Here is a 26,932-nt window from a genome sequence, read left to right on the forward strand (position 1 = left end):
CTTCAGTGGGAGCAGATGAGCAGGCGATCGCACCCGTCGGCAAAATTAAATGTATAATATTAACGAAGTAAATCGCTACGAGTGAATCATGTCCGCAAACACCGCGCTACCTCCAGCCCTAGCTAAAATTGTCCAGCGCTTTCAGCGACATTCCGATCCGAAACAGCGTTACGAACAACTCCTGTGGTATGCCAAGAGACTCCCAGCATTTCCCGAAAGCGACAAACTGCCGGAAAACAAAGTTTCTGGCTGCGTGTCGCAAGTTTATATTACCGCAAATTTGGCAGACGGAAAAGTTTTGTATCAAGGCGATTCAGACGCTCAGTTAGTCAAAGGATTAGTTGGCTTGCTGGTGGAAGGTTTGAGCGGATTAACGCCTGCTGAAATTGTCAGCATTACCCCAGATTTTATTCAAGACACGGGATTGAATGTGAGTCTGACACCTTCCCGCGCTAACGGATTTTACAACATTTTTCAAATGATGAAAAATAAGGCAGTTGCTTGTGAATTGAGCAAGCAAGCCGAAGCAAATTAAAAGAATAAACAGCCATGACTCAAACTACAAATTCAACAAAATCAGATTCGGGCAACTATCCCGCCGCAGTTCAACAATATCTCTGGAATTGGAAAGAAACGAAAATCAAAGTTATTTACGAAACCAGAGGACAGGGGAATCCAGTATTTCTGCTGCCTGCTTTCAGTACGGTTTCCACACGAGAAGAAATGCGTCCTTTGGCAGAATTGTTAGCTTCTAACTTTCAAGTTGTGAGTTTAGATTGGCCGGGCTTTGGCGAATCGGATCGCCCGCGAACCAACTATCAGCCGCAATTATACCATCAATTTATCAAGGATTTTGTTGAGGCAAATTTTAATAGTCCTGTTGCTGTAGTTGCAGCAGGTCATGCTGCGGGTTATGTGATGCAATTAGCGCAATCACAGCCGAATGTTTGGTCAAAGATTGTGTTAGCTGCACCGACTTGGCGCGGGCCTTTGCCGACGATGAGCAAACAGCAAAGCGGGTGGCATGGAATCGTGAGAGAATTAGTACGATCGCCCTTACTGGGACAATTCCTATACAAACTCAACACTGCGCCGTCTTTCCTCAGTCTCATGTACCGTCGCCACGTCTATGTTGATGCAGCTAAAGTCACGCCCGATTTCATCCAAAGCAAATGGCAAGTGACGCAAAAACCAGGTGCTCGATACGGTTCCGCCGCCTTCGTGACTGGTGGTTTAGATCCGGCAAAAGTGCGATCGGAATTCACAGATAATTTTCAACAATTAGCAGTGCCGGTGATGGTTGTAATTGCTGAGAATGCGCCGCCCAAATCAAAGGCTGAAATGGAAGCATTAACGGAATTACCGGGTGTTGAATCGCGAGTTATTCCTGGTTCTTTGGGTATGCACGAAGAGAATGCAGCAGCTTTAGCAAATGCGATTCAATCTTTTATTTGAGAGGATTAAGAGGGGATGAACCGCAGAGGGCGCAGAGAACGCAGAGGGGAGAAGGGAAGAGGAGAGGAATGCAAGCTGTTTTTTTTACGTTAGTTTGGATGGTTTGCTATTGGTTTTGTCTGCCAGTTTATGCTGTCGGAGATTCGCCGATGGTCAATTTGCCAAAGAGTACGATCGAAAGTGCGATCGACTTTCACATTCATTCTTCTCCTGATGTGATTCCCCGCAGGTTGGATGATTTTGAGGTAGCGAAATTAGCTGCTAGGGCGAAGATGAAAGCTGTGGTATTGAAAAATCATTATGCCAGCACAGCAGCGCGGGCAGTTCTGGTTAATAAAATAGTACCACAAATCGAAGTTTTTGGGGGAGTGGTTCTCAATCATTCGGTAGGCGGCCTTAATCCCGACGCTGTAGAAGCAATGCGCCGAATTGGCGGCAAATACGGTAAAGTAGTGTGGCTACCAACGGTTGATGCTGAGCATCACTTGCAGGTTTTTCACAAGTCGGGAATTGGGATTAAAGTTGCGGAAAATGGCAAGGTTTTACCGGAAACAGCAGCGGTCTTGAAGATTGTAGCAAAAGAGAATTTGGTATTGGAAACCGGTCATATTTCATCAGAAGAAGTGATGGCAGTTGTCGGTGCAGCCAACCTGCTCAACATTAAAAACATCCTGATTACCCACGCAATGGCGGATGTACCCGGTTTATCCCTAGAAAATATGCAAACAGCCGCCGCAGCCGGAGCTTTCTTAGAACTCGCATTTGTCAACGATTTGATGGGAGAAAATGCCGTTGATGACGGACACAAAAACTGGCATCAAGTTCCTATTAGTAAGATGGCAGCAGCGATTAAACTAATAGGAGCCGAGCATTTTGTTATGAGTACAGATTTGGGAAGAAAACCCGATCCTTTACCTGCAGAAGGTTACAAATTATTTGTGAAAAAATTGATAAATCAAGGCATTTCCCCGCATGAAATTGATTTAATGATGAAACACAATCCAGCTCGATTGTTAGGCATTTAGAATTGGTAATTGGTAATTGGTAATTGGTAATTGGTAATTGGCAATCGGGGATTGGGAACTGCTAATTGGGAATTCTATTCCCTCTTTTCTCTTCCTTCTTCCCTCTGCCTTCTGCCTTCTGCCTTCTTCCTGACATCCGTTACATCCGTTACATCCGTTACATAATCCGTTGCCGAACTTCCTTCTTCTATTCTTGATTGCCTTTGCCCCGCAGGTATCCGTTATCTGCAATGCGCCAAGCACCCCCAGCATTGCCCGTTAAATCGCTATCTTCCACGGTAGCAATGCCATCTCTGTAAATGGCGACCGCCTCACCTTCATTACCATTAATCCGACACCGGCGTACGATCAATTTTCCTCCCAATCCGACACCTATTCCCAAACTGCCGTTGTCAAAAATACTGCAATCTTCCACCGTTGCTTTCCCATGATCCGATATAAAAATTCCGTTCCATACCCCATCATGAATTTGACTGCGGCGGAGGATAGAATTTGCATCGGGGCCGCAAATTCCCACCACAGAATAGTCCGCAGAAGTGATATCGCTGTCTTCTATGATTAACTCGCCTTTGCGAATATCTACAGTGTAATATTTCCCAGTTGCGCTCAGCGTTAAACCGCGCACTAAAGCACTGTCAGTTGCCATTTTAATGCAGTTTGAGTTGATACTTTCAACCACAATGCGATCGACATCTCCGCTGCCGATAATTTCTACCGATTTGTCGATAATTAGACTTTCGCGGTAAACGCCTGGATGCACGTCAATGCGCGTGCCCGGTGCTGCATTTTTCAGCGCTTCGCTAATAGTAGTATAATCGCCTTCACCCTGCTGAGAAACAACAAATCCTTGACTCTTCCCAACTTTGGTACCTGAAGTAGATGCTTTAATTTGCTCTGATTCCGAGTCAAAATGCTCAGATTGTCGATCGCCCGCTTCGGAAAGTTGCGATGTTACCAGCAAGCGTTCTTGATAAACTGTCTCTAGCTGATGTTCTAACTCGGATACTTGAGATTGAAGTTGAGCTTGATTCTGGTTGGCTGTCTCGATTTGACTTTGAGTTTCCGAGAGTTGAGAATAAAGGTGCGATCGTTCTCTGTTAGCAGTTTCTAACTGAGATGCCAATTCAGAGCGAGTTAGACGCACACTTTCTAACTGACTTTCTAAGTCGGATACTTGAGATAGAAGTTGAGTTTGATTTTGATTAGCTGTTTCGATTTGACTTTGCAATTGGGAGATTTGAGAAGTGAGCCCAGATTCCAATTCAGAGCGAGTTAGACGCACACTATCTAGCTGAGCTTCTAAGTCGGATACTTGAGATAGAAGTTGAGCTTGATTCTGATTTGCTGTCTCGATTTGACTTTGCAATTGGGAGATTTGAGAAGTGAGCCCAGATTCCAATTCAGAGCGACTTTGACGCACAATCTCTGACTGATGTTCTAACTCGGAGATGTGAGATTGAAGTTGATTTTGATTCTGATTTGCTGTCTCGATTTGAGCTAGTAATTCCGAGAGTTGAGAAGAAAGTTGCGAGCGTTCGGTGTTAGCTTTTTCTAGCTGAAATTCTAATTCAGAGCGAGTTTGACGCAGGCTATTTAGCTGATTTTCTAAGTCGGATACTTGAGATTGAAGTTGAGTTTGATTCTGGTTTGCTGTCTCGATTTGAGTTTGGAATTCCGAGATTTGAGAAGTGAGCTGAGATTCCAATTCAGAGCGAATTTGATGCACACTTTCTAACTGATTTTCTAACTCGGAGATTTGAGATTGAAGTTGATTTTGATTCTGGTGGGTTGTCTCGGATTGACTTTGCAATTCCGAAATTTGAGAAGTGAGTTGAGATTCCAATTCAGAGCGAATTTGACGCACACTTTCTAACTGACTTTCTAACTCGGAGATTTGAGATTGAAGTTGATTTTGATTCTGGTGGGCTGTCTCGATTTGACTTTGGGATTCCGAGATTTGAGAATAAAGTTGCGAGCGTTCGGTGTTAGCAGTTTCTAGCTCAAATTCTAATTGAGAGCGAGTTTGACGCACACTATCTAGCTGAGCTTCTAAGTCGGATACTTGAGATTGGAGTTGAGTTTCACTCTGGCTGGCTGTCTCGATTTGACTTTGCAATTCTGAGAGTTGAGAATAAAGTTGCGATCGTTCTGTGTTAGCAGTTTCTAATTGAGCTTGCAGTTCTGATAACTGAGACTGGAGTTGCGAGCTATCTTCCTCCTTGCGATGTATCTTAGACTCCAATTCTGACAACTCAGACAGCAGTCTCTCTCGCTCTAAAACCACCATTTCGGATTGAAGCTGTAGTTCATGAACTTGAGAGTTTAACTGTATTTTCTCCAGATTAGCAGCTTCTAACTGTCTTTGCAGTTCTAATAATTCAAAGGGAGGCTGCTGTGCTTGTTCGCGAGCTGTTTGCAATTGAGAGTTGAGTATTTCGCGTTCTTGCTCTGCACTCTTCAATTGAGCTTGTAGCTCTGACAATTCCGAAGTAAATTGCGATCGCTCTGCTTCGACTAATTGCAGTTGAGCTTGCAAACCCGACAGTTGAGAATGAAGTTGATGCCGCTCTTCAATCGAGCGCTCGAACTTAATTTGAATTTCCGACAACTGGTACTGTACCTGCAATCGGCTTTGGCTAGCCGTTTCCAACTGACTCTCAAATTCCGACAGCAGAGCGTGAAATTGAGAACGTTCTGCATCCACCGCCTCTAACTGTGCTTGCATTTCCAGCAATTGAGCGTTAAGTTGCGATCGCTCCTGCTCCGCAACTTCTAACTGATGTTTAAGTTCTGCCACTTCTGCTAACTGCGACTCAGCTTGCTGAGCATTTTCTAGCTGAAACTGCAAATCAGCAATCAGAGCATCAATTTGCGATCGATCCTGGGCAATTCCTGCCAAAAAATCTTCCATTTCTAACACTTGATTTTTTAACAATTCTTGCTCACGAGTCACATTTTCCAAACGACTTTGCAACTGAGACACTTCAGAATTTAGCTGATTTTCATTCTGCACCTTTTGCCGCAATTCCGAATTTCTGGCATCCAACTGAGCCGCCAAATTCGATATAGCCTCCTGCGAACCCTGCATCCGCACCAAGTTGCGTGAATTTCGCTTATTCAAAATTAGCCAGCAGACTAAGGCCCCGCCTCCAAATCCTATTAATAAAAGTAATGCTTGCATTTGTTTTATCTAATTAATATAAATTGAGTGATTTTGGTTCTAACAAAAAAAATGGACATCTACAAATCGTTACCTTATTCAAAGTTATCACAACTTGCCAGCCTGTGTTCACTTGGCTCAACAATTTATATTTCTTTACAAATCCGTTTTGTTTACAGGTAAGGTGCAGCGCACCCTGCAAGTCCGATTAATGAAGCAAATCCACAATATGAGGAATAATTTCGATATGCTGAGTCAACAAATAATCCAACCTATCCGCCAGTAAACTAAAAATTAAATCGTTGTAACTCATTCCGTATTCCGCCAAACCTAAAGCTACCAAACTCGTCACATTTTCCCCTGGATGTTTCAGATCCGGTTTGGGATTTGCTTCCAAAACATAAAGTGAGCCATCAGCATCACTTCGGACATCAATCCTCACCAAACTGTTCAAACTAAACTCCCAATAAATTTTTCGAGCTAACTCAATTAACTCTTGTTTTAGTTCCGGTTCATCACCGCCCATCAACCGTCCTCGGTCGGCCGTAATCGCCTTTTTATCCATAGAAGTAAAGATGCGTTCTTCCGGCTCCAGCACCCGCTCAACAGTCGAAAAAGCAAAGGGTTTGGTATTTTTATCAAATATGCCTTTAGCATAAGTAACATAGCCACAAACTGCTACACAAAATTCTCTTTCCGGCAAATATTTTTCAATTAAAGCAGTATTGTGAGTGTCTCGGTGAACGTCCGAAACCGCCTGAGACAAACCCTCAATATTGTCTACAAAATGAACGTGTAGTGAAGCGCGACCGGATACTGGTTTAACAACAAACGGCCCTTGATAGTCACCAAAAGCAATGGCAAAACGCTGATGCAAATTAGGCTGCAAAATCCCTTGAGAAGGATGCCAAGTCATAAACGGAGCGGTTTTAATTCCGACTGATTGCAGTTCCCGTTTAAAAGCGTGTTTGTTATCTAAAGTTGAACTGTTTAAAGGATTGTGACCCACATAAGGCATTCCCAACATTTCCAACAATGCGGGAGTGTGACAAACAGGATTGTAGCCTTGGACTCCGCCAGTATTCAGCCACACTAAATGGATATTGTTTTGTTTGAGTTGTTCCGGTAAATTCATGTCATCAGGTAGGACAAAGACGTGCTTAAAGCCAATTTCTGCTAATGCTGTCGCAATCTCGCGGGCGACGATTTCGTAACTCTTCCAAGCTCGGGGATTGTGAGTTTTGTAAATCACTGAGCCGGGGCGATCGCAGTCGCCGCCGAACACCACAGCAATCCGCAATTTAGCAAACAGCACCTCCAAATATTGAGGCAGCAAACTAAAGTCATAATGCCAGCTATTCAGGCTGATTGATGTTGGAGTCATTTAAGTATTTTTTTCCTTTTTGTTTCATTTTTTAGCCACCGAACTGCTAGATTTTCCCAAGTAGATTCCCGCCAAAACCACAGAAAAAGCAAACCAATTAAACAAGCTTAAACTTTCCGAAAACAGCACCCAAGCCATAATAGCCGTAATTACCGGTTCTAGGAGCAGGAAAAAAGCTACAAATTCCGACGAAAAACGACCGAGACTGTGGATAAGCAGTCCCTGACCAAAAGCTTGGCAAACCACGGCCAAAGCAATTACAGTCAGCCATCCCTCCCAAGAATAAGGGAAAACTCGATCGCCCGCAAGGAGAACCAGTGGCAAAACCAAGATACTGCCCATAAAACAGCGCCACATCAATATAGTTGTCGCCGGAAACTTGGTTCGCAAATGTTCGGAAATTAGCAGATTTCCTGCATAAAACATCGCCGATAAAAGAGCAGCAACGTCGCCGACAAGATTGTCTCCCGCAGTTTGCAAATCGTCGATTCCGATCGCAATTGCGCCAGACAAAGCCACCGCCAGTCCCACCAAAAACCTGTTGTCAAAGCGTCGCCCCAACAGCAGCCATCCCCCCAAAGTAGTAAATAAAGGAGTTAAGTTTCGCAGTACAGTAGAATTAGCGACATTAGTCTGACTCAGTGACCAGGCCCAGAAACCCACAGAAGCAGAAGAAACCACGCCTACGGCTATTAACAGCATCACATCCTGCAGAGTGTAGTTCGATCGCTCTTCAACTTGGGCCCCAGACAATCGGCGGCGCGCAGCATCAGCACCATTCCACACTCCAAATACCACAGTTGCTATCCACAAACGGTTAAAAACAGTAGCATTCGGGCTGATTTCCCGTTCGCTCAACCTAATAAAAATCGCTGCCAGCGACACCGCTAGCAGCGCCGCCGACAGCGAAACGATCGCCCAAATTTTGCCTTGACTGTCAGCTAATTCACCGTTTTTTAAACTGTCTGGCTTTCCCGAAACAAGAGTTTTGTTTTCAGTTTTTAAGGCAGAGTGTAACTCGGTTTTTTCCAAAATATTGCGCTGAACTTCAATATTTGGCTCTGGCAATCCCAGTTTTTTTGACATTATTAAAAGTTCCAATTAAGGCCGAATGCAGTTGTGTAGGGTGCGTGACAAAAGAAAATTTGGGCGACGAATCGAGTGACTCAAAAGTCACGCACTCTACTTACTAGGGCTGCAAAAACTATTTTTTAGAATTAACAGCAGCTTAGGCTGAAGGTTTAACAGAAAGCCTTGTCAAAGCCTCCTTTATCGCCGGTGGCAATTGCCGGATAATCTTGTTCTTGTCACGATCGACACCAACCAAAGTTACCTGTGCTGTCACATATAACTCCTGAGTATCAGCCGATCGAATTTCGTAATCCCAAAGCAGCCGCACACCCTCGGTAGCAGCGATCCGCGTTCTGACTGCCACAGATTGGCCCATTTGTACAGCCCGGTGGTAGCGCAGCGAAAGTTCCACCACGGGCAATTCCAAACCCTGCGCCACCCAGTCTGCATACTCGATGCCAAGAGAGCGCAAACTTTCCACCCTAGCTTCCTCCATCCAAGCAATATAAGTCCCGTGCCAAACCACACCGCTGTAGTCAGTATGGTGAGGGTACACTCGCACCAAATATTCAAACCAGCCCTCAGAGTCCATCCCGCGGCGATTTTGAATAGCACCAGCCGGTGCGAGTTCTGGTTGAGTTCGATCGTTCTCTAACACTTTACAAATCGTTCCAAAACGCTACATTTCTACAAATCATAAGACAAACTTCAGGTCTATGCTTAACATTAACGAACTAGAGTACCAACGGCCTAGTTTAACGTCGCACAAGAAAACTCAACTGTTTTTACCGCCAAAACCATGATAGAAAAAATTTTAGTAGCCGTCGCCGGTCGCGGCTTGTGCGAAGAGATGTTTAATATGTTGATGGACATCCCTTCCTTGCAACAAACCTCTGTCACCGTCTTGCACGTCGTGCCGCCCCAAGTAACCTCCGATGGCATGGCCGAGAAACTGGAAGAAGGAGGAAAGATTTTAGCACAAGCAGTCCAGTCTTTGAAAATAGATCCCAGCAAAGTCAACCCTCGGCTCAAACAGGGAGACCCGAAAACCACAGTTTGCCAAGTCGCAGAAGAAGAACAATCCGACTTAGTAATTATGGGTTCCCGGGGACTCGGACGGCTGCAATCGATTTTGGAAAACTCAGTCAGCCAGTACGTTTTCCAGCTAACATCCCGACCGATGTTGTTAGTAAAAGACGACATCTACGTCAAAAAAATCAAGCGCGTTATGGTGGCGGTAGACAAATCAGAAGCTGCCAAACAGTCATTAGAGCTTGCGCTATCTTTGGTTAAAGAAGTCAGCGGCGGAGAGATAATTTTAGTACACGTCACCAAAGATTTGACGGGAAAAGCCAGCGAAGATTTAACAGGAAGTGCTGAAAAAGACCCCGTATTAGCTCCGGCAGTAGCACTAGCGAAACAAATGGGAGTTAGCTACCGCTGCGTGAGTGCTACAGGCAAGCCAGGGGAAGAAATTTGTCGGATTGCAGACGACTTGAATGCCGACTTGTTAGTAATCGGTTCCCCGGATCGGAGACCCAGCGTTGCCAAAAACTTTGTGGATATCGATCGACTCCTGGGAAATTCGCTATCAGACTACGTGCGAGTTTATGCCAACTGTCCGGTCTTGCTAGCCCGCACAGTCGGCTAGGATCTTATTGTTAAGAGTTAGCAGCTAAAACTCAACAGTCAATCAAAAAAGCGCCTCAGCAAAAAGCTGTTGGCGCTTTTTTTTGCAAGCAGCAAAGCCTGATAGAAATAGCAGCAGTTGCTAATCTTTTCTACCTTGACGGCTAGCAGTTTGAATGTACAGAATGATTAGAAAAACACTGGGAACCAATACAAACAGAATGGTTGCCACAAACCCTAAATCGTTAACTTCCATGAAGACGCTCGCCTCTATCGGAAAATAGAAAAACACACACAACTAGGATATCACTCAAAGGCAAAAGGCAAACTCGAAGACAGAAGAAGAGCTGACGGACTAGCGTCGAAACCCGCTTTCTGCCTGGATGCCTTCCTGCCCCATCTCTTATTTGTCCTAGAAACCAAGTTTCTTTTCCTAGGCGAGCAAAAAGCGTGATTATACAGTGAAATAGGAAAAAAAACACAATTTTTGCATTCTGCATTTTCTTTCTGTTAATCAACCTTCTGCCTTCTGAGAGTCACGGTTTAGTCTTCACGCTCACCTGGCCATTGACCATAGCTTGACAAGCCAACCGATAGTTTTCGGGCTTCTTCTTGAGCTTGCGATTCTCAAAGTCAGTGCGGGGCGACAGATTTTCACTACCCTCGACAATTTCCACAATGCAGGTGCCGCATTGACCGATGCCCCCGCAATTCATCATCTTTCCCGAAAATGTGTACAAATCGATGCGGTTTTCTAGAGCTTTGAGCCTCAAATTGGCTCCGTCTGCTGCGATGACTTCCTGATTTTCCTTCACAAACTTGATATTGGCCATTGCCGATTCCTTAACGCAGTTGACATCGAACTCTATTACAAAATATTAACTAATGTGTCGGACGTTTAATACAGGATGTCCAATTGATCTGGTAATTAAAGCTCCCCCCAACCCAATCTCAAGGAGCATCCGAGAGGTTATTAGTCGGAAGATTGCTCACAGCCCGCTGCAGAGACGAAAGCCCCAGGTTGTAGTTGATAATTGCAGACAATCGGTTTCTCTCAGCCCTAGTCAAATCAGTTTCCGCCTGAATCACATCCGTCTGAGTACCCACACCAGCTTGAAACCGCAGTCTCGCCAGACGCAGAGCTTCCCTCGACTGCAAAACCCCCGCCTCGGAAGTTTCGATATTCTCAAAATTCGACTCTAAGCCAAAATAAGCTTGTTCCACTTCGCGGCGCACCTGATTGCGGAGTTGGTCAAATCGACTTTCGGCGATCGTAATATCCGCATCCCGCTGTTTTACCCTCGCGTTCGCCGCGCCCCCATCGAAGATACTCCAAGTTAGACTCGCCCGGATCGAATAACCATCGGCCCAGCCGCGAGAAGTATACGGATCGGGGTTATCAGGGTCTTGTCCCAGTACGTTGTAACTACCCCCAACACTCAGTTGAGGCAAACGCCCCGCCTGAATCGATCGCCTCTGCTGTTTGCTGATATCCCTCTGCACCAACTGCTGTTCCAACTCGGGGCGATTCTTAAAAGCCTGCACGATACTCTCTTCCAAAGACAGCCTCCAAGAGCCCGCTTGTTCTACAGGATCTGCCGCTGTCAAGTTCGCCGACTGGCTGATATTCAAAATCTCAGCCAGACGCCGCTGGGCAACTCGCTGATCGCGGCGGGCCACTGACAGTTGTTGCTGTTCGTTAGCCAAATTTGCCTGAGCCTGCAACACAGCAAACCGGGTTCCTACCCCGGCCCGTTCCAGGGCTTCGGCATCCCGCAAACTTTGCTCGGCATTTCTGACCGAAGCTTGGCGGATGGCAACTTGTCCGTCCGCGTTTTGCAAGGTGTAGTAAGCTTCAGCAGTGTCGAAGCGGAGTTCCTCGGCTTGGCGTTCCACATCCAATTCCCGAAGGCGCAACTGTTCCTCTGCCGCGCGGATGTTAGCGCGTCGCCTTCCGAACAAATCGATGTCATAGCTCAACTGCAAAGTGCTGTTGAGGCTGTTGCTGCCGAAATTTGTGCCGGCTTGCTCGGCAGGCTGCCCGGTTCGGTTAGCCACAGCGTTGAGGCGGCGCTGCCCAGCCCGGATTCCGAGTTCTCCGCCGGCAGTCAGAGAACGGCTGGCGTCCATTTGAAAATTCAGGTCTGGATAAAGAGCAGCTTGCTGTTCGCGCAAAGCGGCTCTGCTTTGTTCGACTTGCTGTCCAGCGATTTGCAAAACTTGGCTGTTGCGGCGGGCGAGGTCGATCGCCTGCTGCAAGGTAATTGACTCAGTTTGCTCGATCCTGACATCCTCCGGGTTTGTCGGAAACAGCAGCGGATTCGGGTTGGGTTCCAGGGAAGTCGGGGGCTTGGTGTCTAAAATGCCCCTCGGAGGGACAGGGGGGAAACTTTCGTTCGGAGTGCCCCGGAGGATTGGTACTGGGGAACTGGGCACAGGAACATTGTTGGGAGGGTTCGGGGAAGGCTGCTGAGTCTGTGTCGGTTCCAACCCTCTTAGAGGCGTCGAACCGGCCTGAGACAGAGTTGATGGGGAAGCCGGAGCAGCCTGTTGAGGCTTTGATGCTTGCTCCGGCCCGGCTGGGGGGTTAAGGGCGATCGACTGTTCGGCCTCTGACGCTGATTCTGCCGCTTTGTTCGAGGTCGATCGAACATTCTGCCCTAATTCGAGCTGATTGCTAAGGGCCAAACTGTCCTGAGATTGAGTCGGAGACTGTGCTGAAGCACTCTGTGCGGCGTTGCCCAAAGTAATTGCAGCGCCCACTCCGACTACGATGATTTGACGAAAAACACGCATAATTTTTTAATTACTCTGCAATCCTAGAGACAATTTTAGAGCAAGATTGAGGTCTCAAGTTTCTAGTCTGTAGCCTGAACTCGACGGTTACAAGTCACAATTACCCTACTCATCTTAACTTTTGAATGTTCCATTCAAAATTTAGAATTTAACTTCAGCATTTGCCAGACCGATCGCCGCCGAGATTAGTTCCTCTACTCCGCTCACCGGCAAAATCCGGGTTTTTAGGGAGCTGGCGAGCTGTTCGAGGGTCATGTCGTCGAGAAAACGCGGTTCCCCCTGTTTTAGCATCACCGAGGGCAGCAGGATGCCATCTCCCAAGTCTCGCCCCTGCAAAGCTTCGAGCAAATCTTGCCCGGTAAGCAAACCTGTGACAGTGATAGTTTGTCCCCAGTAGTGGCTGCACAGTGCTGCCATGCTGACGGACAAGCCGGGAATTTGGTTTAGTTGTTGTACGATCGGCTCAAAAGCTTTTTCCACAGCATTCCCCACCACCCAAACTAACTTGCGCTGTGGCTCGACTTGCATCGGTTGCAGCTTCTCAAAAGCCGTTTCAAACTGCTGGATAAACTGGCGGATAGAACCCACACCATTACCAATTTGCGGATAATCTTCGTAATCAGCAGCCGACGGCAAATCTAAACCAGCTATTAAAAACCACTCATCAGCCAGCCAAATACAGCGCGATTTGGAATTCTTCCTTTTCGTCTTTGGGCTACCTTTTCCTGTACTTAAAAGCACTTGAATTTGCTGAACTTGCTCGATTACTTCTCGCGCTTTTTCCGCAGTAACTGCGATTAGTTCATCTTCGGCAGGGCGAAAGCGAGTTAAACCCACCGGCACTACAGCCACCGATGCTACAGCCGGAATACTTCCAGTATGAAACTTTGCCAAATCTAACAAAGTGCGTTCTAAATGTTCGCCATCATTAATACCAGGACAAACAACTACTTGAGCGTGAATTTGTAAGCGACGTTCTTCAAACCATTTGATTTGTTCTAAAATCTTTCCAGCGCGGAGATTTTTTAGCAACCGAATTCGCACTTCCGGTTCCGTAGCGTGCACGGAAACATAGAGAGGAGAAAGCCGCATTTGTTCGATTCTGTCCCACTCTTTTTGAGTCAGATTTGTGAGAGTGAGATAGCTGCCATAAAGAAAGCTGAGGCGGTAGTCATCATCTTTGAGATAGAGAGTTTCCCGCTTTCCCGGTGGTTGTTGGTCAATAAAGCAAAAAGGACAGCGATTGTTGCACTGAATTAGTCCGTCAAAAAGAGCAGTTTCAAATTCCACTCCCAAGTCTTCGTCATAATCTTTTTCTATTTCTATTTTGTGGGTTTTGCCTTTAGTGTCTAATACTTCTAATTCTAGAAATTCATCGGCACACAGGAATTGATAGTCAATTAAATCGCGGGGTTTTTGACCGTTGACGGCGACGATTGAGTCTCCTGGTTCAAATCCCATTTCGGCGCAGATGCTGTCGGGTATAACTTTGGTGATTAGGGCGGGCCGGATTGATAAGTCGCTCATAAGTTCGGGATTAATTATTGGGTAAATTGAGTTTTTTTACAAAGTTTTTTTAGGTTTTCATGTGTAAATATAACCTTCGTACTATCTTTTATTCACCTGTCTCAATTCTACAGGTTTAGTTTAGTTTAAAATGCTGAAGGCGAGTAAGAATGGGTTTACATACATCAGCGACTTGCGGTATTCTAGATTAGATAGTGTATTGTACAGCATCTGCGACACAATTATAAGTTAGCTTGAAAAAATCAATGGTAGAGCTATGAATGATTATATCGACCTTTACTGTGAGCGGCTCATTCCTGGTTTATGGAACGAGCCACTGAATGCTATTTCCAATGTGTCTTTCATTATTGCAGCATGGGCTATTTGGCAATTAGCTCAGCGACACCACAGAATATCACCTGGTATTTGGATACTGATTGCTTTAGCCACCAGTATTGGTATCGGAAGTTTCCTGTTTCATACATTTGCAACGCGATGGGCAAATTTACTAGATGTGATTCCTATTCTGCTCTTTCAACTTTGTTTTATATGGCTTTACAGTCGTCGGGTAGTTAGGATGAATTCAGGATATGCAGGAGTATTACTTGCAGCATTCTTTTTTGTTAGCGATTTTAGCAAGCAATTTATAAATCTTCTCAATGGTTCTCTTTCGTATGCTCCTGCATTTTTGGTTTTGCTCGGACTAGGACTGTATCACTATCGACAGCAAAAGCGCGAACCATTCATTCTATTAGCAGCAACAGGTGTTTTCCTATTAGCCCTTACATTCCGTACTATCGATCGGGCTATTTGCCCTTTCTTTTCAACAGGGACTCATTTCCTCTGGCACCTTTTTAATGGTGTTTTGCTGTACCTGTCAGCAAGAAGCCTGCTCTTAAATTGGTCAGAGCGAGTAAAAAATTAAAACTCAAAGTAATAGAGCGCGCATACTCACTCTCAGGTTCCTACGATCGCATACCACAAACTAAGCATCAGGCACAAACTCGCTAAATGTTGTGGAATCAAAGATTTAATTGAGCGCTTGGCAATTTGTTGAGTCACAAATATTGTAACTAATAATGATACAATCAAAGTTAAACCTTGCAAGAAACTAATCACCGCTGGATCGCCAATAAAACTCGGTAAATCCTCTCTCATTTGTCCGAAAGTGGCAAAAGTTACGGGAATCACTCGACCGCCTTCCTGCAAACCCAATCGCCAATAGTGAGCCAAACTACCGCCCCAGACTAAGGGTAAATAACCGTAGGCGAGAGAGACAAATGAGACGGGTTTGTAGGTTGTAAATGGCATGGTTTCTGCTCGTCCCAATCGATAAATTGCCTGTATGATTGCGTAGGCAATTAGGGGAATCATCGGCGGGATAATTAACACTGCGATCGACAGTCCTAAATGAGGTAAAAATTGCTCTAAATTGATGCCCAGCCCCAACAAACTATTTATCTCCGGCAAGCGATGCAGATAAATACCGCCTAATAATAGAAATAACAGGGCAACTTCATAACTGTGAGGAACGTGGGTAGTCCATAATTCGATGCCGGGAGGGCGCAGATTTAATTCTACCGATCGATGCGGACAAGCTTTCAAGCAAGTCATGCACAACACGCAATCTTTATTATCGGTTAATTGGGCGGGATGGGAATAAATCGGACAGCCATTAGTAGTTAATCCTTCCCCCAAGCCGGGGCCGCCTTTGTAACATTGGTAGGTGCTGCATTCCGCCCCGCAGGTTCCTTGTTGGGCGCGAAGTTCGATAATTGAGAGTTTAGCAAATAATCCATTCATTCCCCCGATCGGGCATAAATAACGACACCAAAATCGCCTCTCGAAGATTAGGGAAAAAATTACCGCTCCGGCGGTGATGAGTAACAACAAACAACTGGATAAATAGGCGGTATTTTCTAAATTCCACAACTCTTCCCACAGAAATATCAGAGTAAATAGTCCAAATAAAAGCCAGCCACCCCATTTTTCCGCTTGTTGGCGTGGCCATTTATTGAGAGTTCGAGGGAAAATTTTTAGCGATAGTTTTTGGACGATTTCCCCATAAATCATAAAAGGGCAAAAAGCACACCACAATCGTCCGATGATGGGGAATAATAATAAAATTAACGGCCACCACCACGCCCAAAAGATATTTAGGGCAAAATTATGTTGTCGATCTTGGGGAGCAACAAACAGGATAATTACCACCAATGCAAACACCCAGGTGGTAAACCAATAATTCACGCGATCGGGATACCAATCGCTCCGTAAAAATTGCCGAAATTTTGGATAAATATTTAATAAATTCAGTCGAAACTTTTGTTTCTTCGCTGCCTGGGCCCAAAACACTTCTTCCGTTAATACCTGACTCCCTTGTGCTTGAACTAAGGCGCGATCGACCATTCCCTGCAATTCCTGCAAATTACCTGGAAAATCGTAGGCTTGTAAGCGGCGAATTGCTTCCGGTGTAACTTGGGGCTTGACTAATTTCTTTTTGCGACCAATGATATTGAGATAATAGTTGACTTGTGCCTCTAAATCTGTTTTTCGCACCCGCAAGGATGGGACTGTAATTTTGTGTTGGGTCAGCTTATCTAGCTTGGGCTGCACAATTTCTGAGATTAAAATTATCCGGGCCTTACTAGAACGCGGTGGTCGCGGTATTTGTCCTTCCTTGACAACTGGCGTATAGGTTCCCTCGGTTAATAATTGCTGAATTTGGGGGCATAATTGAGCGGGTAATTCTTGCACGTCATTTAAAATTAACGTCCCTTCTCCCAACCATTCCAACAGCCCCGGTTTGCCGCCCAACCGCCCGAATAATTCCGCTCCATTGCTCTGAAGTAAAGCAGTTTTAATCTGAATAATTGGCTCGTTGCGGCGATGGGAACCGAAATGAATTAAAGCAGCTAAATTATCTTTTTCTAAACCAGGTTCGCCAGAGATTAATACCGAGCGGCTGTCACTCGATGCCGTGCGAATTTGTTGGCGCAATTTCACTGCATAACGACTATTGCCAATGACTCCTCGTTTCGCCCTAGGTACTAGATAGCTGCGGAGGGCATTTTGACGCTCTCGTTCGTAGGCAATTTCTGCTTCTAGCTGCTCTAATTTCGCCGCCAAACGTTGAGCGTAGGCTTCGGCGATCCGTGGATATCTTTCTAGCAAACCACGCCAGCGATCGGCACTAATTACCCAAAATTGACACTCTGTCCGAGTTATAATTCGACTATCGGCAGGTTGCGATCGTTGAAGGGCCGATAAATTGACGATCGCCCCCGGCAATAAACTACTCCCCCACATTAATCCCGGTTGTTTCCGGCGGTAGCGATCGGCTTGTCCTCGTTCTAGGATATAGAGATTAGTGACAGGCGTATCTTCAATTACCACTCGAAATCCGGCGGGAAAAGTTGCCATTTCCATTTCACGCGAGATCGCCTGTAAAATCTCGCGGGATAATATGCCTAATTCGGTACTTTCTTCGATCCAGTTAACTAATGTTTCGGTAGACATCGCTTAGCGTCGGCGAAAGCCGAATCGTGGTAGTTGGTGTAGAATCTATTATATTCACAAACTCGACAACCATTCCTCAGCCATTTTATTTGCATAAGCCTATTTTAGCGTTACCCTTGAATTTTAACCAGATCGAGCGCCCATTGTAAAAGTTAATTAAACTATATCGATACCACTAACATTAATACGAAAATTCACCATATCCTCACTAGCATTAAAATGTAAGGCAATTTGAGCAACGGTCATCTTTTTCTGAACAGCCCACAATAAGCCACGTCTGGGAATTTGCAAACATCCTCCTAAATATACTGCTTCGTCTTCGTCTTGTGGTCGGCGTTGGGGAAGTCCTGTTTTAGGATCGAAACCAACCATCTTATGTTTAAGAATGACATGGGCGAATTCGTGCATCAAGTTAGATTCTTGTCTGGTAGGTGCATGACGAGAATTATGCACGATGCAAAGAGGATTTTTTTTACGGATAATTCCTGCAGACCAATTGTCACTATCGCATAAGATTTTCACTTGTTCGGGTTCGGTATTAGGTACTGTTTCAGCAGTGAAAATTGTTGCTTGAAAATATGTTGCTAAGACTTCTGCTGATAATGGTTGGTAGGCTTTAAAACCTAACTGATGGCGTTGGTCTGTTGCGATCGCTTCCAATCTCTGCCTGTTCTCTTTTGACAAGCTAGTTATCAATCCCACTATAAATTATTTTCCCTCTTTTTGATTTTGAGATAAGTCTTTATATGCCGCTTTAACTAAAGATGCTAAAGCACTCGCGATCGCAGGATCGAGATTTTTGTCAGCCCGTAACTGAATAGCTATAGCTTCAGGAGTATTGACAGCTTCTTCATCTTCGGTATTTTTAATTAGTTGTGCTGGCGGTACTCCCAACCAATCGCATAAAGCTAAAAAAGTTTCCATGTCTGGAGTCTTGCCGTTTTCGACTCGCGAGATAGTAGAAGGGCTAACGTTGCCTATTTCCTTGGCTACTTCCCGCAATCCGCGATTGAGACGCTTGTTGCGGACTAGGCTAGCCAATTTCTCTATGTCTAAATAATTTCCCATCGTTGTTTCACCAAAGATATTTTCGTTTCTCCCTTGACACGGCAGGTGAGAGTCGTGTATGCTTGGTGAAACGATTGTATCGCTTGTAAGAAGCCGTGGCTGTTAAGTAATGTGTACTTAGCGGTGCAGAAATTAAAAAGCGGCGATCGAAAATCGGGTTAGCCCCAAATCTTGCACCTTCAAATGCCGTATTTGCGTTGGCAAAAAATGGCTAGAGGATTTTATTCAGCCACAAAGTAGCTTTATGCACCACCAAGGTAATGTGTACGCGCAATTTATTTCTTAGCGATGTCAAGGGTAAGAGGAGGCACATCCCACCTTATCAATTTTGTTCACTTTACAAAGGATTGGTTTGATGGTTACTAGCAATAAAACAGAATTCTTTGACTATCTAGTAATTGGGTCAAAAGAATATCTAGAACGAGACAAAAAATATCCTTATCCAGATTTGCTGCGCCACGCAATGAATTCTTTAGCTTTGGAAATAAAGCAAAGTATTCCTTTTCCCAAAACAATGAATGGTTTTTTGAAGTTATTAGAAGAACCAGTAAAAGATTGGTGTCCCAGTTCTTTTATTCCCAAGGAATTCGATCGCGATTTTGGTTTAATGGATGAAGGGAGTCTCAGCGAAGAGGCTAATGATTATCTGGCTGAAGTATTGTTAGAGAAAGGAGGAATCCCTGAATACGCCCGCGCCAGTATTAAACAACTAGCAATTGATAATTCAAAATTCACAAAAACTTTAGACCAACTGCGAGATGTTTATAACGACATCGATTCGGAAATAGCGCAGCAGGAATATTTGTCATTGCGTCGTTTTCTGATTGAAAATCCCTACACTACTCCCAGTCAGATTCGTAAGGTTTTTATGCGTACCAAGCATATTTCTACCGAAGAGGTTGGAGAGTTATACGAAGAATGTCAGGATAATCAAACCTATTGGTATTGCGATCGCTGTGGTGTGTTAACTGAAAAACACGGAAAATTGAAAGGTCTAAAACCTCGTTTGTGCGGAAATCATCATAAAGACCAGTCTTACGTCCATCAGGTTGAGAGGGAAACAGGTTTACTTCAGATTAAAGATGGCATTCATCAACGAGTTTGTTTTCCTGGGATTCCCGAACTTAATTTGTATTCGGCTTTAGCAGAATTAACAGAAAAACCTCCAGACTGTTTGCAGCAAGTCAAATTATATCCTGGTTTGGATCGTTACGATTTACAATTGCGTTTCAGTGATGGTACGGTATGGGCGATCGACATTAAAGATGTGCGCGATCCTTACAAACTCGCGAAAAGTCTCAAGCCTTTATATGGCGAGGGAAGTTTGCGTTATGACGAAAGTTTTTATGTGATTAGCGATCGCTGCATGGCGAACTATCCAGATTACTTAGAAATTCTCCGACAAGCAGCGAAACAGCTACCAAATGCGACTCATGTTGTAAGTGAAAAAAGTTTTAAAATCCGCGTAAATGACAAAATTGCCAAATTACAAAAAGGAGGAACAATTTAAATGCCTAGCAACACTTTATTTGAACCGCCTGCTGGTTTTACAAAGCGCATCGCAGAGTTACAAGAACTGGGTGTCAGAGAATCAAGATTGCTCTTGCAAGTCGAACTAGGCTTCGCTTTGATGGAAAAACTCGGTTTAGATGACGAACCAGTTACCGCAGTCTGGGCAATTTTAAGCGGGATGTTTATCAAATATCCTGAGTTACAAAATTTAAGCGCAGAAGATAGAAGGGCGATCGCAAATGTCAGACAAATTGTACCTTTTTCCGCTCGTTTTAACTGGCTGAGTGCTTTGCGAGATTATAAAAGAAGGATTCCAGAAGATTGGCGCAATTATGACTTCAACCTTCAAGATTTAGATAATCAAACGATCTGTGGTGCTAAAAATCTGCAACAACAAAGAAATCAATGTATTTGCGAAAGTTGTTTGACTGCCACATTAAACTATCGCAGAAGAGAACGCGATGGAGTACAAGCTGGTACATATTATCAATTTGAGTCCGAGACAAAAGAAGAAACTGTAAGGCTGCAGGTTAAGTTTACTCAAGCACAAGTTGGAACTACTTATCCTTTACCCTGGTTTAATGGAGTACGAGAGCGATCGCCTGTTGCTGTTAATCTTGCCGATTTAGAAGCAGAAGCTATCTTTTTAGATAATAGAGAAGAAGCATTAGCACAACAGTATTCTTGGCAAAATACCGCTAAAGGAAATTGGGTAAAACGTTTAAACAAACTTAACTATCACAAAGTTTTACCTGGAAATATTGTCGAACAAGAACCCGCACCAACTTTAAACATAGATGGGTTTACTCACGTTCCGGGGATGGTAGCAGCAGGAAAATCTACTTTATCCTTGCTGTTATCTAGTGATGTAATTAGGAACCATCCAAAGCGTCGGATTGCTATAGTTGTCGGCGACACTCAATCAGCTATTAAAATAGCGAATCAAATTAATTGGTGGTTTTGTGACGCTCCAGAAACAGATGATCCTGTAGCTGTGCCAATTTTAGGTCCCACCCAGCGAGATAAACATTTACAAGGCTTTTCTGATTCTGATGATTATCTGGTACATCTTAAAAGAGGACAAGCACACTGGGGCGAACGTTGGTTGAGTGTTGTCTGTCCTTTACAGGCAAGAATTTCTCAAAGCGATCGCAATAATATTTTAAACGGCCAACCGCTAAAACCGGGAACAGAACCCTGTCACCGTCTCAGAAAAGCACCCAAGGATAAGACAAAAACAGCCACTGGTAAAGCTTGTTTTTGTCCTTTATTCGATCGCTGTCCGTCACAACAAGTATATCGGGATATGTCAAAAGCGCGAGTCTGGATTACTACTCCTGGCGCAATGGCATATGGAGGAATGCCTTATCACTATGAATTACGTCCGATTAAAATGGGTGAATTAGTTTACGAACAGTCGGATATTTTAGTGTTTGATGAAGTAGATACTATTATTGAGTGGTTTGATAAAGTTTATGCGGAACAAGTAACTCTGACCGATCGGAGCAGAAACGGTGTTTTTGACGAGATTGGGGTGAAAACTGAACTATCAAATCGAGCGAATGTAGTGCGATCGCCTTTGAAATTGAGATGGAGTGCCGTACAAAGAAATGCTCAAACGGCAATCAACACTACATTAACACTTTTAAGTGATGAACTAGGGCAAGAAGCTCTGCAAAAATGGGTTCAACAAGGTTATTTTACGCCTCATGTTCTTTTTTACAAGCTAGCGCGTCGTTTGGCGGGCTTAGAAGAGTTTGATTCTTATCCGATCTCGGAACAGCAACTAAGAATTAACGATCGAGATATACAATCTATCATGGATGATTTTGATAATTTTCTCAAAGACGATCCCCTACTAACGCGCAATAGTTTAAATCTCGCTACAACAAGATTATTAGAGATTGTACAGCGAATTAACAACACAGGAGAAAGTGCCATTGACGAAGATATTTCTGAGGATTGTCGCAACTGGATTATCTCTTTTTTGCCTGACACGCAAAGCAAATTAGACCGATTAAGAACAGAATTAAACAATCTCAGGAATCAGCCAAATGCCAAAGATTTATATCCATATCTGACAGAAGACGAAGATATAGATACTCTAGAGACTTTGGCTACTCGCTTGCAGTTTTCTCTCACTATCACCTTATTAGATCGCCATACCAAGATAGTATTTTATGAATGGCAAAATCGACCTGATAATATTCGCGAAACCTCTCCCCACCGGCGAATGCCAAGTGCAATGACGAATATTCTGCCGTTACCAGTAACAGGGAGACAATTTGGTACTTACTATTCTCGCAAAAATAGCAATACTCTAACCTTATTTGCTTATACCAATATTGGGCGAGATTACGTACTCAACTATCACCGCTTGTTAACAGATTTTGACGGGCGACGAGGCCCAAATGTTTTAGCACTTTCAGGAACATCCTATTTACCCGACTCAACTAGCTTTCATGTGGGCGATCCTCAAGGGGTATTGATGCCAGAAGCAAGCGCGCAAGAGGCTATTAAGCAAAGTGAGTTTAAGTTTATTCCGCAGTTTGACGCTCGAAATAAACCGATTCGGGTTTCTGGTAATTTGAGTAATAAAAAGCAAGCCAATGCTAAATTTACCCAAATTGCTAAATCTCTAGTTACAGATAGCGGTAGCCATCATTTGATAGAAGAATTGCAAAAACTGAAAGAATTAGGCGAAACTCACCCCGAACTCTGGCAAGATCGTGATCGCATTTTAGTATTGGTCAATTCTTACGAACAGGCTAAATGGGTAGCTGATGATATGCGCCGCTATTGTCCCACTACTCGCCAGCAAATCTACCATCTAGTTAATGATGAATTAGAACCTACAAAAGACGGTAAATCGCAACCAGGAGAGCTAAAAAGAGCAGATATCGAAATATTTGGACACAATCAAGGTAAAATACTCGTTGCTCCTACAAGCTCTATTGGACGCGGGTTTAATATCTTGAATGGTAACGGTAAAGCAGCTTTTGGTGCAGTTTACTTTCTGACTCGTCCTTATCCCCATCCTAATGATACGCAGGCGATCGCTCAAGAGATGAATCGACGCGCTTATGAGTGGTTGGAGAAGGAAGACTTTATTGCTTGGCAACAGGGAGACGGCATTGCCCATCGTGCGGAATTATTGCGGAAAACAGCAAATACTTATTGGCGATCGATCGAACAACGTTCTTATTATAAAACTCTGCGGGATAATAAGGATTTATGTTCCTTTCCGCGCTACGATCTAGCTGCAACTACATTAGGCAGAATTATTCAAGCAGTAGGGCGTTTGATTCGCGGTGGTGTTCCTTTTCATGGTTATTTTGTCGATGCGGCTTGGGCGGATAACAGCGCTAAAAAGCTTGGTGCTATTAGAGTAGGAGAAGATGCTGATGCTATCGATAATGATACGGAAGAAAACAGCTTATTGGTAGCAACTATTCTCATAGTTTGTGAGTATGCAGCCGAAAATAACTCTGTTGGAAATGCTTTATATAAGCCTTTAGCTAATGCTTTAGAAAATATTGAAGGCGTTGACTACTAAAATAGTTGTAGAGCCATCCCTGTTTTTTATCACCGTAAAAACTTTCATTTGGAGTACAGATTATGCCTGCAAAAATCAACCCTTCCTTTGCTTTACCTGCTCGTATGGATTTAGCGCTCGATTCGCTATCCGATGCAAACATCGCTGTATTAATGTTTCCTTTCGCTAAGGAAGTAAAAGAATTTTGCCAAAATCTCGAAAAAGTCTTGCGCAATAAACAGACAATTTATGCACCGTACCGCCAATTAAATAATGCTATACTAGCTTGTAGTTCTACCTTAGCGCATGGCTTTGAATATTTAGAAACTGTAAATTACATCCCTCAATATCGCGCTTTAGCTGTTGGTACAGGAGCCGAATTAAGTAGACCAACATCAGAACAAATACACGAACTGATTTATATCTGGGCGCAAACTTGGACGAAACAGTCTTTAGAAAAGAAAGGCCAACGAGACGAGATGCAATCTGTATGCGATCGTTTTCTAGAAGCTATAGATAAAATCCCTGAAGATTGGCAGTGGGAATTTATTACACTTAAAACTTTAATTAAAGATCTTAATGCTCAAAATGGCTTGGGTTATCAAGCGATACCAAGTTTATTAGTAACTTTTTTACACGAACAAACCTGTACTATTTCTTCTGGAGATATGGAACAAACCCTCAAATGGCGTAAAGTACAAGGAGGTAGTCCAACAAGAACAGGGTTACATCTAGTTAGTCAACCTTTTAAAGCAACTTATTTTGAGGAAGATTACAGAAAAAGTGGTGAGGAAAATGCTAAAGAAAAAGAAGGTTATTTTGCTTATCGTTTAGATTTTTATTTGCATACTCAAGCAGGAAGATTTCACACAGAAGGTCATTTAAAACCTTGGGTATTCATACACCTTAGTTGTCAAAGATACGCTCACGAACCTTTAGTAGATGCTAATCATGGTCGGGATATTTCAATCTTAATGGGCATGAATCAAGCTCGTTTAGATAAATATCCGATCGACTCAACCTTAGTTAGATTAACTATTGAAAATCAAGCACATAAAAATTGGCATGAACAATTACCTGATTTATTAACTGAATTTAAAGCGCGAGCGCTTGTTAATCCTCAAGAGATTTTGAACAACCCTAGAGGGTTTGGTAATTTAGATGATTTTGATGATTGGAATCAAGATGAATATTATATCGTCCATGCTGAAGGCTATGAATACAAACAAGAAGGTCAAAAAGGCAGAGGACACGGACATTATATTAAAACAGGGTTTAGTTTAACAGAAAGGGCCGATATTACTAATCAAATATTGCAATTGCTAAATGGTGTATTAATTCCAGATCACCCTATGGAATTCGATATTTCTGTACCTGCTGGTCAAAAAATGCCTTTAGCAATGCGGGATTATGAATTCCTACGTACATCTTTACTACCATCTGCACTCACACCCAAAAAATTAAAAGCCGAAGCAAAACAGCAATACATAAAAAACAAGCAAAATGTTATTGCAGATGCTATTAAACTAGCGATCCATAACAAACAAATATATTTATTTATAGTTTACTACGAAGAACACACTAAAACATTAGTTCGCCAGCAGTTACGTCAAGCTTTTTTATTACAAGACGGCGATGAGTTTCCAGCACACATCAATGTTATAGATGTTTTTATTCATGACTCCAGTCTCTTAGAAAAATTACCCGTGTCTGGATTGCCTTCAGTTAACGCTAATTTTGATGAGGAAATTAACAAGCAACATCAGTTGAAACGTCAAGCTTGGCAAAAGTTTATTAAACAAAATATCGTTCCTTTAGTCAAGGAGCAAAATAATTGCGAACTTTTTGCCATCATTGAAATTGGAACGAGTAAAGTAATAGGAACACACCCCCAACAAAGTATTCGTGGAGCAGTCAGAGAAGCTTGTGTATTGGAGAATATTAATTCTCAAATGCTGCAAACAGTTAAAGCAAATAAACCAAAGGACAAAGAAAACTCAGAAGACGATACAACTTATAGCAAAGCGAACGAGGGAAGAGTATTAAACGCAATATTAGATGTAACCCTGCGTCAAACAGGAACATTATACGGTTTACCATCAGATGTTTATAAAGTTGCAGGAATACCAGAAAATTTTGCTGAAAAATTAGATGTACTTGTTTTGTGTAGAATACAAAAAAACAACTTTATGGGTAAATATACGTTTCAATATGCAATAGCTGTACGGTTGGCTGCTACAGGTAAAGTAGATGTTTTACTCCCTAACACTCGACAATGGATTCCTTATTCACAAGCCGGAATAGCAATCGGAAAATTATTTCATCAAGCACGAAAGAAAGATATAGATAGTCTCAAGCAAATTCAAATGAAAGGTGGACAATTAGTAAAATTTGTTGCTGAGGTTTTAAGTCAACATTTTGAAAATCCCACTATTGCTTTAATTGAAGCTGATGTTTGGCGGAACGAGCGCAATAAAGATGGGAATAACAATCAAGCTTGGTTTCAATTAAAGAATGAGTATTTATTTGAACAAAAAGATATTCTAAACTTCGATCGCGTACCGGGCCATAATTGTCAATATCAAAGAGACAACAAAAACTTTGAAAACTTACTTGCCGTAGTTCGCATACGCAGTAACCATGAAACTCCACAATATGTAACTAATAGAACAACTTGGGACGAAGATTCTACAACTTCAGATTTTACAGAGCTAAGTGGATTTATAGATAAAACAGTTCCAGAATTTTTACACTATTTTTCGGTAGCAAAAATTCCACTGACTCAGAAGAACCAAAATACTCCTAAAGCTAGAGAATTGTATAAAAGCGATCGTAATGGGGATGTATATGCTGCCAATATTTCCTACAAACATCAACAAATGCTCGAAATGCTGCCATTTTTTGTTCGTCGAGATTTTCAAACAGAAGACAATCTTAAAGCACTTTGTCGAGTACCGCATTTTCTAAGAATTTCGCCCGCCTTTACGAGAGGAAATATTAGTCATCCATACCCTATGCACTTGGGAATAAAATTGATTGAAGATTTTCTCTGTATTTTATATCTGGAATTATAGGAAAAGTTGATTATATCAGTTCACCATCTTTAATCTTGGTCTCATTTTCAATAGACTCAAAAAATTGCGAAATCATTTCAGTATATCTGATGTGATAAACACTTTGGCTACTTCGCGCCCGATCGATAAGTAGCTAGACAAAATTAATTACATAGTTTTCTCCAAATTCTTTCAGGATTTTTTCCACAGAGGTAACAAAAG

General features: G+C 43.2%; 19 protein-coding genes. 8 read left to right on the forward strand and 11 right to left on the reverse strand.

Annotated elements, in window-relative coordinates; all coding sequences use genetic code 11:
• Positions 1–88: 88 nt before the first annotated feature.
• The 3 genes from QUA24_RS17455 (at position 89) to QUA24_RS17465 (ending at position 2,480) form a co-directional block, all read left to right on the forward strand.
• Complete coding sequence (locus QUA24_RS17455) at positions 89–535, forward strand: SufE family protein (protein WP_333230936.1); 447 nt, start codon at positions 89–91, stop codon at positions 533–535.
• Between the two features lie 14 nt (positions 536–549).
• Positions 550–1,455, forward strand: coding sequence for an alpha/beta hydrolase (locus QUA24_RS17460; protein WP_333230937.1), 906 nt, complete (start codon positions 550–552; stop codon positions 1,453–1,455).
• A gap of 68 nt (positions 1,456–1,523) precedes the next feature.
• Positions 1,524–2,480 carry a DUF6282 family protein gene (locus QUA24_RS17465; RefSeq protein WP_333230938.1) on the forward strand — a complete coding sequence of 319 codons (957 nt, stop codon included), beginning with the start codon at positions 1,524–1,526 and terminating at the stop codon, positions 2,478–2,480.
• Positions 2,481–2,667: 187 nt separating this feature from the next.
• Here the strand turns inward: QUA24_RS17465 and QUA24_RS17470 are convergent, their stop codons facing one another.
• From QUA24_RS17470 to QUA24_RS17485, 4 genes are all read right to left on the reverse strand, one after another.
• On the reverse strand, positions 2,668–5,661 hold the full coding sequence (locus tag QUA24_RS17470; RefSeq protein WP_333230939.1) for a right-handed parallel beta-helix repeat-containing protein: 2,994 nt from the start codon (positions 5,659–5,661) through the stop codon (positions 2,668–2,670).
• Between the two features lie 187 nt (positions 5,662–5,848).
• Positions 5,849–7,024, reverse strand: coding sequence for an ATP-grasp domain-containing protein (locus tag QUA24_RS17475; RefSeq protein ID WP_333230940.1), 1,176 nt, complete (start codon positions 7,022–7,024; stop codon positions 5,849–5,851).
• A 24-nt stretch (positions 7,025–7,048) separates the two neighbouring features.
• A complete protein-coding gene (locus QUA24_RS17480) occupies positions 7,049–8,110 on the reverse strand; it encodes a DMT family transporter (RefSeq protein ID WP_333230941.1) in 1,062 nt (353 codons plus the stop codon).
• A 142-nt stretch (positions 8,111–8,252) separates the two neighbouring features.
• Positions 8,253–8,753 (reverse strand): thioesterase family protein, encoded by a 501-nt coding sequence (locus tag QUA24_RS17485; protein ID WP_333230942.1) that lies wholly within the window; start codon positions 8,751–8,753, stop codon positions 8,253–8,255.
• A 141-nt stretch (positions 8,754–8,894) separates the two neighbouring features.
• Here QUA24_RS17485 and QUA24_RS17490 point away from each other — a divergent pair, with 141 nt between their 5' ends.
• On the forward strand, positions 8,895–9,746 hold the full coding sequence (locus QUA24_RS17490) for a universal stress protein (RefSeq protein WP_333210388.1): 852 nt from the start codon (positions 8,895–8,897) through the stop codon (positions 9,744–9,746).
• A 120-nt stretch (positions 9,747–9,866) separates the two neighbouring features.
• Here the strand turns inward: QUA24_RS17490 and psbM are convergent, their stop codons facing one another.
• From psbM to QUA24_RS17510, 4 genes are all read right to left on the reverse strand, one after another.
• Positions 9,867–9,980 carry a photosystem II reaction center protein PsbM gene (gene psbM / locus QUA24_RS17495; protein WP_015177760.1) on the reverse strand — a complete coding sequence of 38 codons (114 nt, stop codon included), beginning with the start codon at positions 9,978–9,980 and terminating at the stop codon, positions 9,867–9,869.
• A 280-nt stretch (positions 9,981–10,260) separates the two neighbouring features.
• The gene (locus QUA24_RS17500) at positions 10,261–10,557 is read right to left on the reverse strand and encodes a 2Fe-2S iron-sulfur cluster-binding protein (RefSeq protein WP_333083505.1); all 297 of its coding nucleotides are present in this window, start codon (positions 10,555–10,557) and stop codon (positions 10,261–10,263) included.
• Between the two features lie 118 nt (positions 10,558–10,675).
• Entirely contained in the window at positions 10,676–12,520 is a 1,845-nt protein-coding gene (locus tag QUA24_RS17505) for a TolC family protein (RefSeq protein WP_333230943.1), read from the reverse strand.
• Between the two features lie 141 nt (positions 12,521–12,661).
• Complete coding sequence (locus QUA24_RS17510) at positions 12,662–14,047, reverse strand: TIGR03279 family radical SAM protein (protein ID WP_333230944.1); 1,386 nt, start codon at positions 14,045–14,047, stop codon at positions 12,662–12,664.
• Positions 14,048–14,303: 256 nt separating this feature from the next.
• Between QUA24_RS17510 and QUA24_RS17515 the strand changes: the two genes are divergently transcribed.
• Entirely contained in the window at positions 14,304–14,951 is a 648-nt protein-coding gene (locus QUA24_RS17515) for a ceramidase domain-containing protein (protein ID WP_333230945.1), read from the forward strand.
• A gap of 32 nt (positions 14,952–14,983) precedes the next feature.
• On the opposite strand, the gene QUA24_RS17520 is transcribed toward QUA24_RS17515, so the two are convergent.
• The 3 genes from QUA24_RS17520 to QUA24_RS17530 form a co-directional block, all read right to left on the reverse strand.
• Positions 14,984–17,542 (reverse strand): sigma 54-interacting transcriptional regulator, encoded by a 2,559-nt coding sequence (locus QUA24_RS17520; RefSeq protein WP_333230946.1) that lies wholly within the window; start codon positions 17,540–17,542, stop codon positions 14,984–14,986.
• Positions 17,543–17,698: 156 nt separating this feature from the next.
• Complete coding sequence (locus tag QUA24_RS17525; protein WP_333230947.1) at positions 17,699–18,202, reverse strand: ImmA/IrrE family metallo-endopeptidase; 504 nt, start codon at positions 18,200–18,202, stop codon at positions 17,699–17,701.
• A gap of 48 nt (positions 18,203–18,250) precedes the next feature.
• A complete protein-coding gene (locus QUA24_RS17530; RefSeq protein WP_333230948.1) occupies positions 18,251–18,610 on the reverse strand; it encodes a helix-turn-helix domain-containing protein in 360 nt (119 codons plus the stop codon).
• A gap of 355 nt (positions 18,611–18,965) precedes the next feature.
• Here QUA24_RS17530 and QUA24_RS17535 point away from each other — a divergent pair, with 355 nt between their 5' ends.
• The 3 genes from QUA24_RS17535 (at position 18,966) to QUA24_RS17545 (ending at position 26,731) form a co-directional block, all read left to right on the forward strand.
• Complete coding sequence (locus QUA24_RS17535; RefSeq protein ID WP_333230949.1) at positions 18,966–20,120, forward strand: restriction endonuclease-related protein; 1,155 nt, start codon at positions 18,966–18,968, stop codon at positions 20,118–20,120.
• Complete coding sequence (locus QUA24_RS17540; RefSeq protein WP_333230950.1) at positions 20,121–23,678, forward strand: pPIWI_RE_Z domain-containing protein; 3,558 nt, start codon at positions 20,121–20,123, stop codon at positions 23,676–23,678.
• A gap of 62 nt (positions 23,679–23,740) precedes the next feature.
• A complete protein-coding gene (locus QUA24_RS17545; protein ID WP_333230951.1) occupies positions 23,741–26,731 on the forward strand; it encodes an RNaseH domain-containing protein in 2,991 nt (996 codons plus the stop codon).
• The last annotated feature ends 201 nt before the right edge of the window (positions 26,732–26,932 follow it).

The sequence above is a fragment of the Microcoleus sp. Pol12B5 genome (genome assembly GCF_036701335.1).
GTDB lineage: Bacteria > Cyanobacteriota > Cyanobacteriia > Cyanobacteriales > Microcoleaceae > Microcoleus.

Coding starts and splice junctions, on each gene's coding strand:
- QUA24_RS17455 (WP_333230936.1), top strand. CDS start 89: ATGTCCGCAAACACCGCGCTACCTCCAGCCCTAGCTAAAATTGTCCAG.
- QUA24_RS17460 (WP_333230937.1), top strand. CDS start 550: ATGACTCAAACTACAAATTCAACAAAATCAGATTCGGGCAACTATCCC.
- QUA24_RS17465 (WP_333230938.1), top strand. CDS start 1,524: ATGCAAGCTGTTTTTTTTACGTTAGTTTGGATGGTTTGCTATTGGTTT.
- QUA24_RS17470 (WP_333230939.1), bottom strand. CDS start 5,661: ATGCAAGCATTACTTTTATTAATAGGATTTGGAGGCGGGGCCTTAGTC.
- QUA24_RS17475 (WP_333230940.1), bottom strand. CDS start 7,024: ATGACTCCAACATCAATCAGCCTGAATAGCTGGCATTATGACTTTAGT.
- QUA24_RS17480 (WP_333230941.1), bottom strand. CDS start 8,110: ATGTCAAAAAAACTGGGATTGCCAGAGCCAAATATTGAAGTTCAGCGC.
- QUA24_RS17490 (WP_333210388.1), top strand. CDS start 8,895: ATGATAGAAAAAATTTTAGTAGCCGTCGCCGGTCGCGGCTTGTGCGAA.
- psbM (WP_015177760.1), bottom strand. CDS start 9,980: ATGGAAGTTAACGATTTAGGGTTTGTGGCAACCATTCTGTTTGTATTG.
- QUA24_RS17500 (WP_333083505.1), bottom strand. CDS start 10,557: ATGGCCAATATCAAGTTTGTGAAGGAAAATCAGGAAGTCATCGCAGCA.
- QUA24_RS17505 (WP_333230943.1), bottom strand. CDS start 12,520: ATGCGTGTTTTTCGTCAAATCATCGTAGTCGGAGTGGGCGCTGCAATT.
- QUA24_RS17510 (WP_333230944.1), bottom strand. CDS start 14,047: ATGAGCGACTTATCAATCCGGCCCGCCCTAATCACCAAAGTTATACCC.
- QUA24_RS17515 (WP_333230945.1), top strand. CDS start 14,304: ATGAATGATTATATCGACCTTTACTGTGAGCGGCTCATTCCTGGTTTA.
- QUA24_RS17520 (WP_333230946.1), bottom strand. CDS start 17,542: ATGTCTACCGAAACATTAGTTAACTGGATCGAAGAAAGTACCGAATTA.
- QUA24_RS17530 (WP_333230948.1), bottom strand. CDS start 18,610: ATGGGAAATTATTTAGACATAGAGAAATTGGCTAGCCTAGTCCGCAAC.
- QUA24_RS17535 (WP_333230949.1), top strand. CDS start 18,966: ATGGTTACTAGCAATAAAACAGAATTCTTTGACTATCTAGTAATTGGG.
- QUA24_RS17540 (WP_333230950.1), top strand. CDS start 20,121: ATGCCTAGCAACACTTTATTTGAACCGCCTGCTGGTTTTACAAAGCGC.
- QUA24_RS17545 (WP_333230951.1), top strand. CDS start 23,741: ATGCCTGCAAAAATCAACCCTTCCTTTGCTTTACCTGCTCGTATGGAT.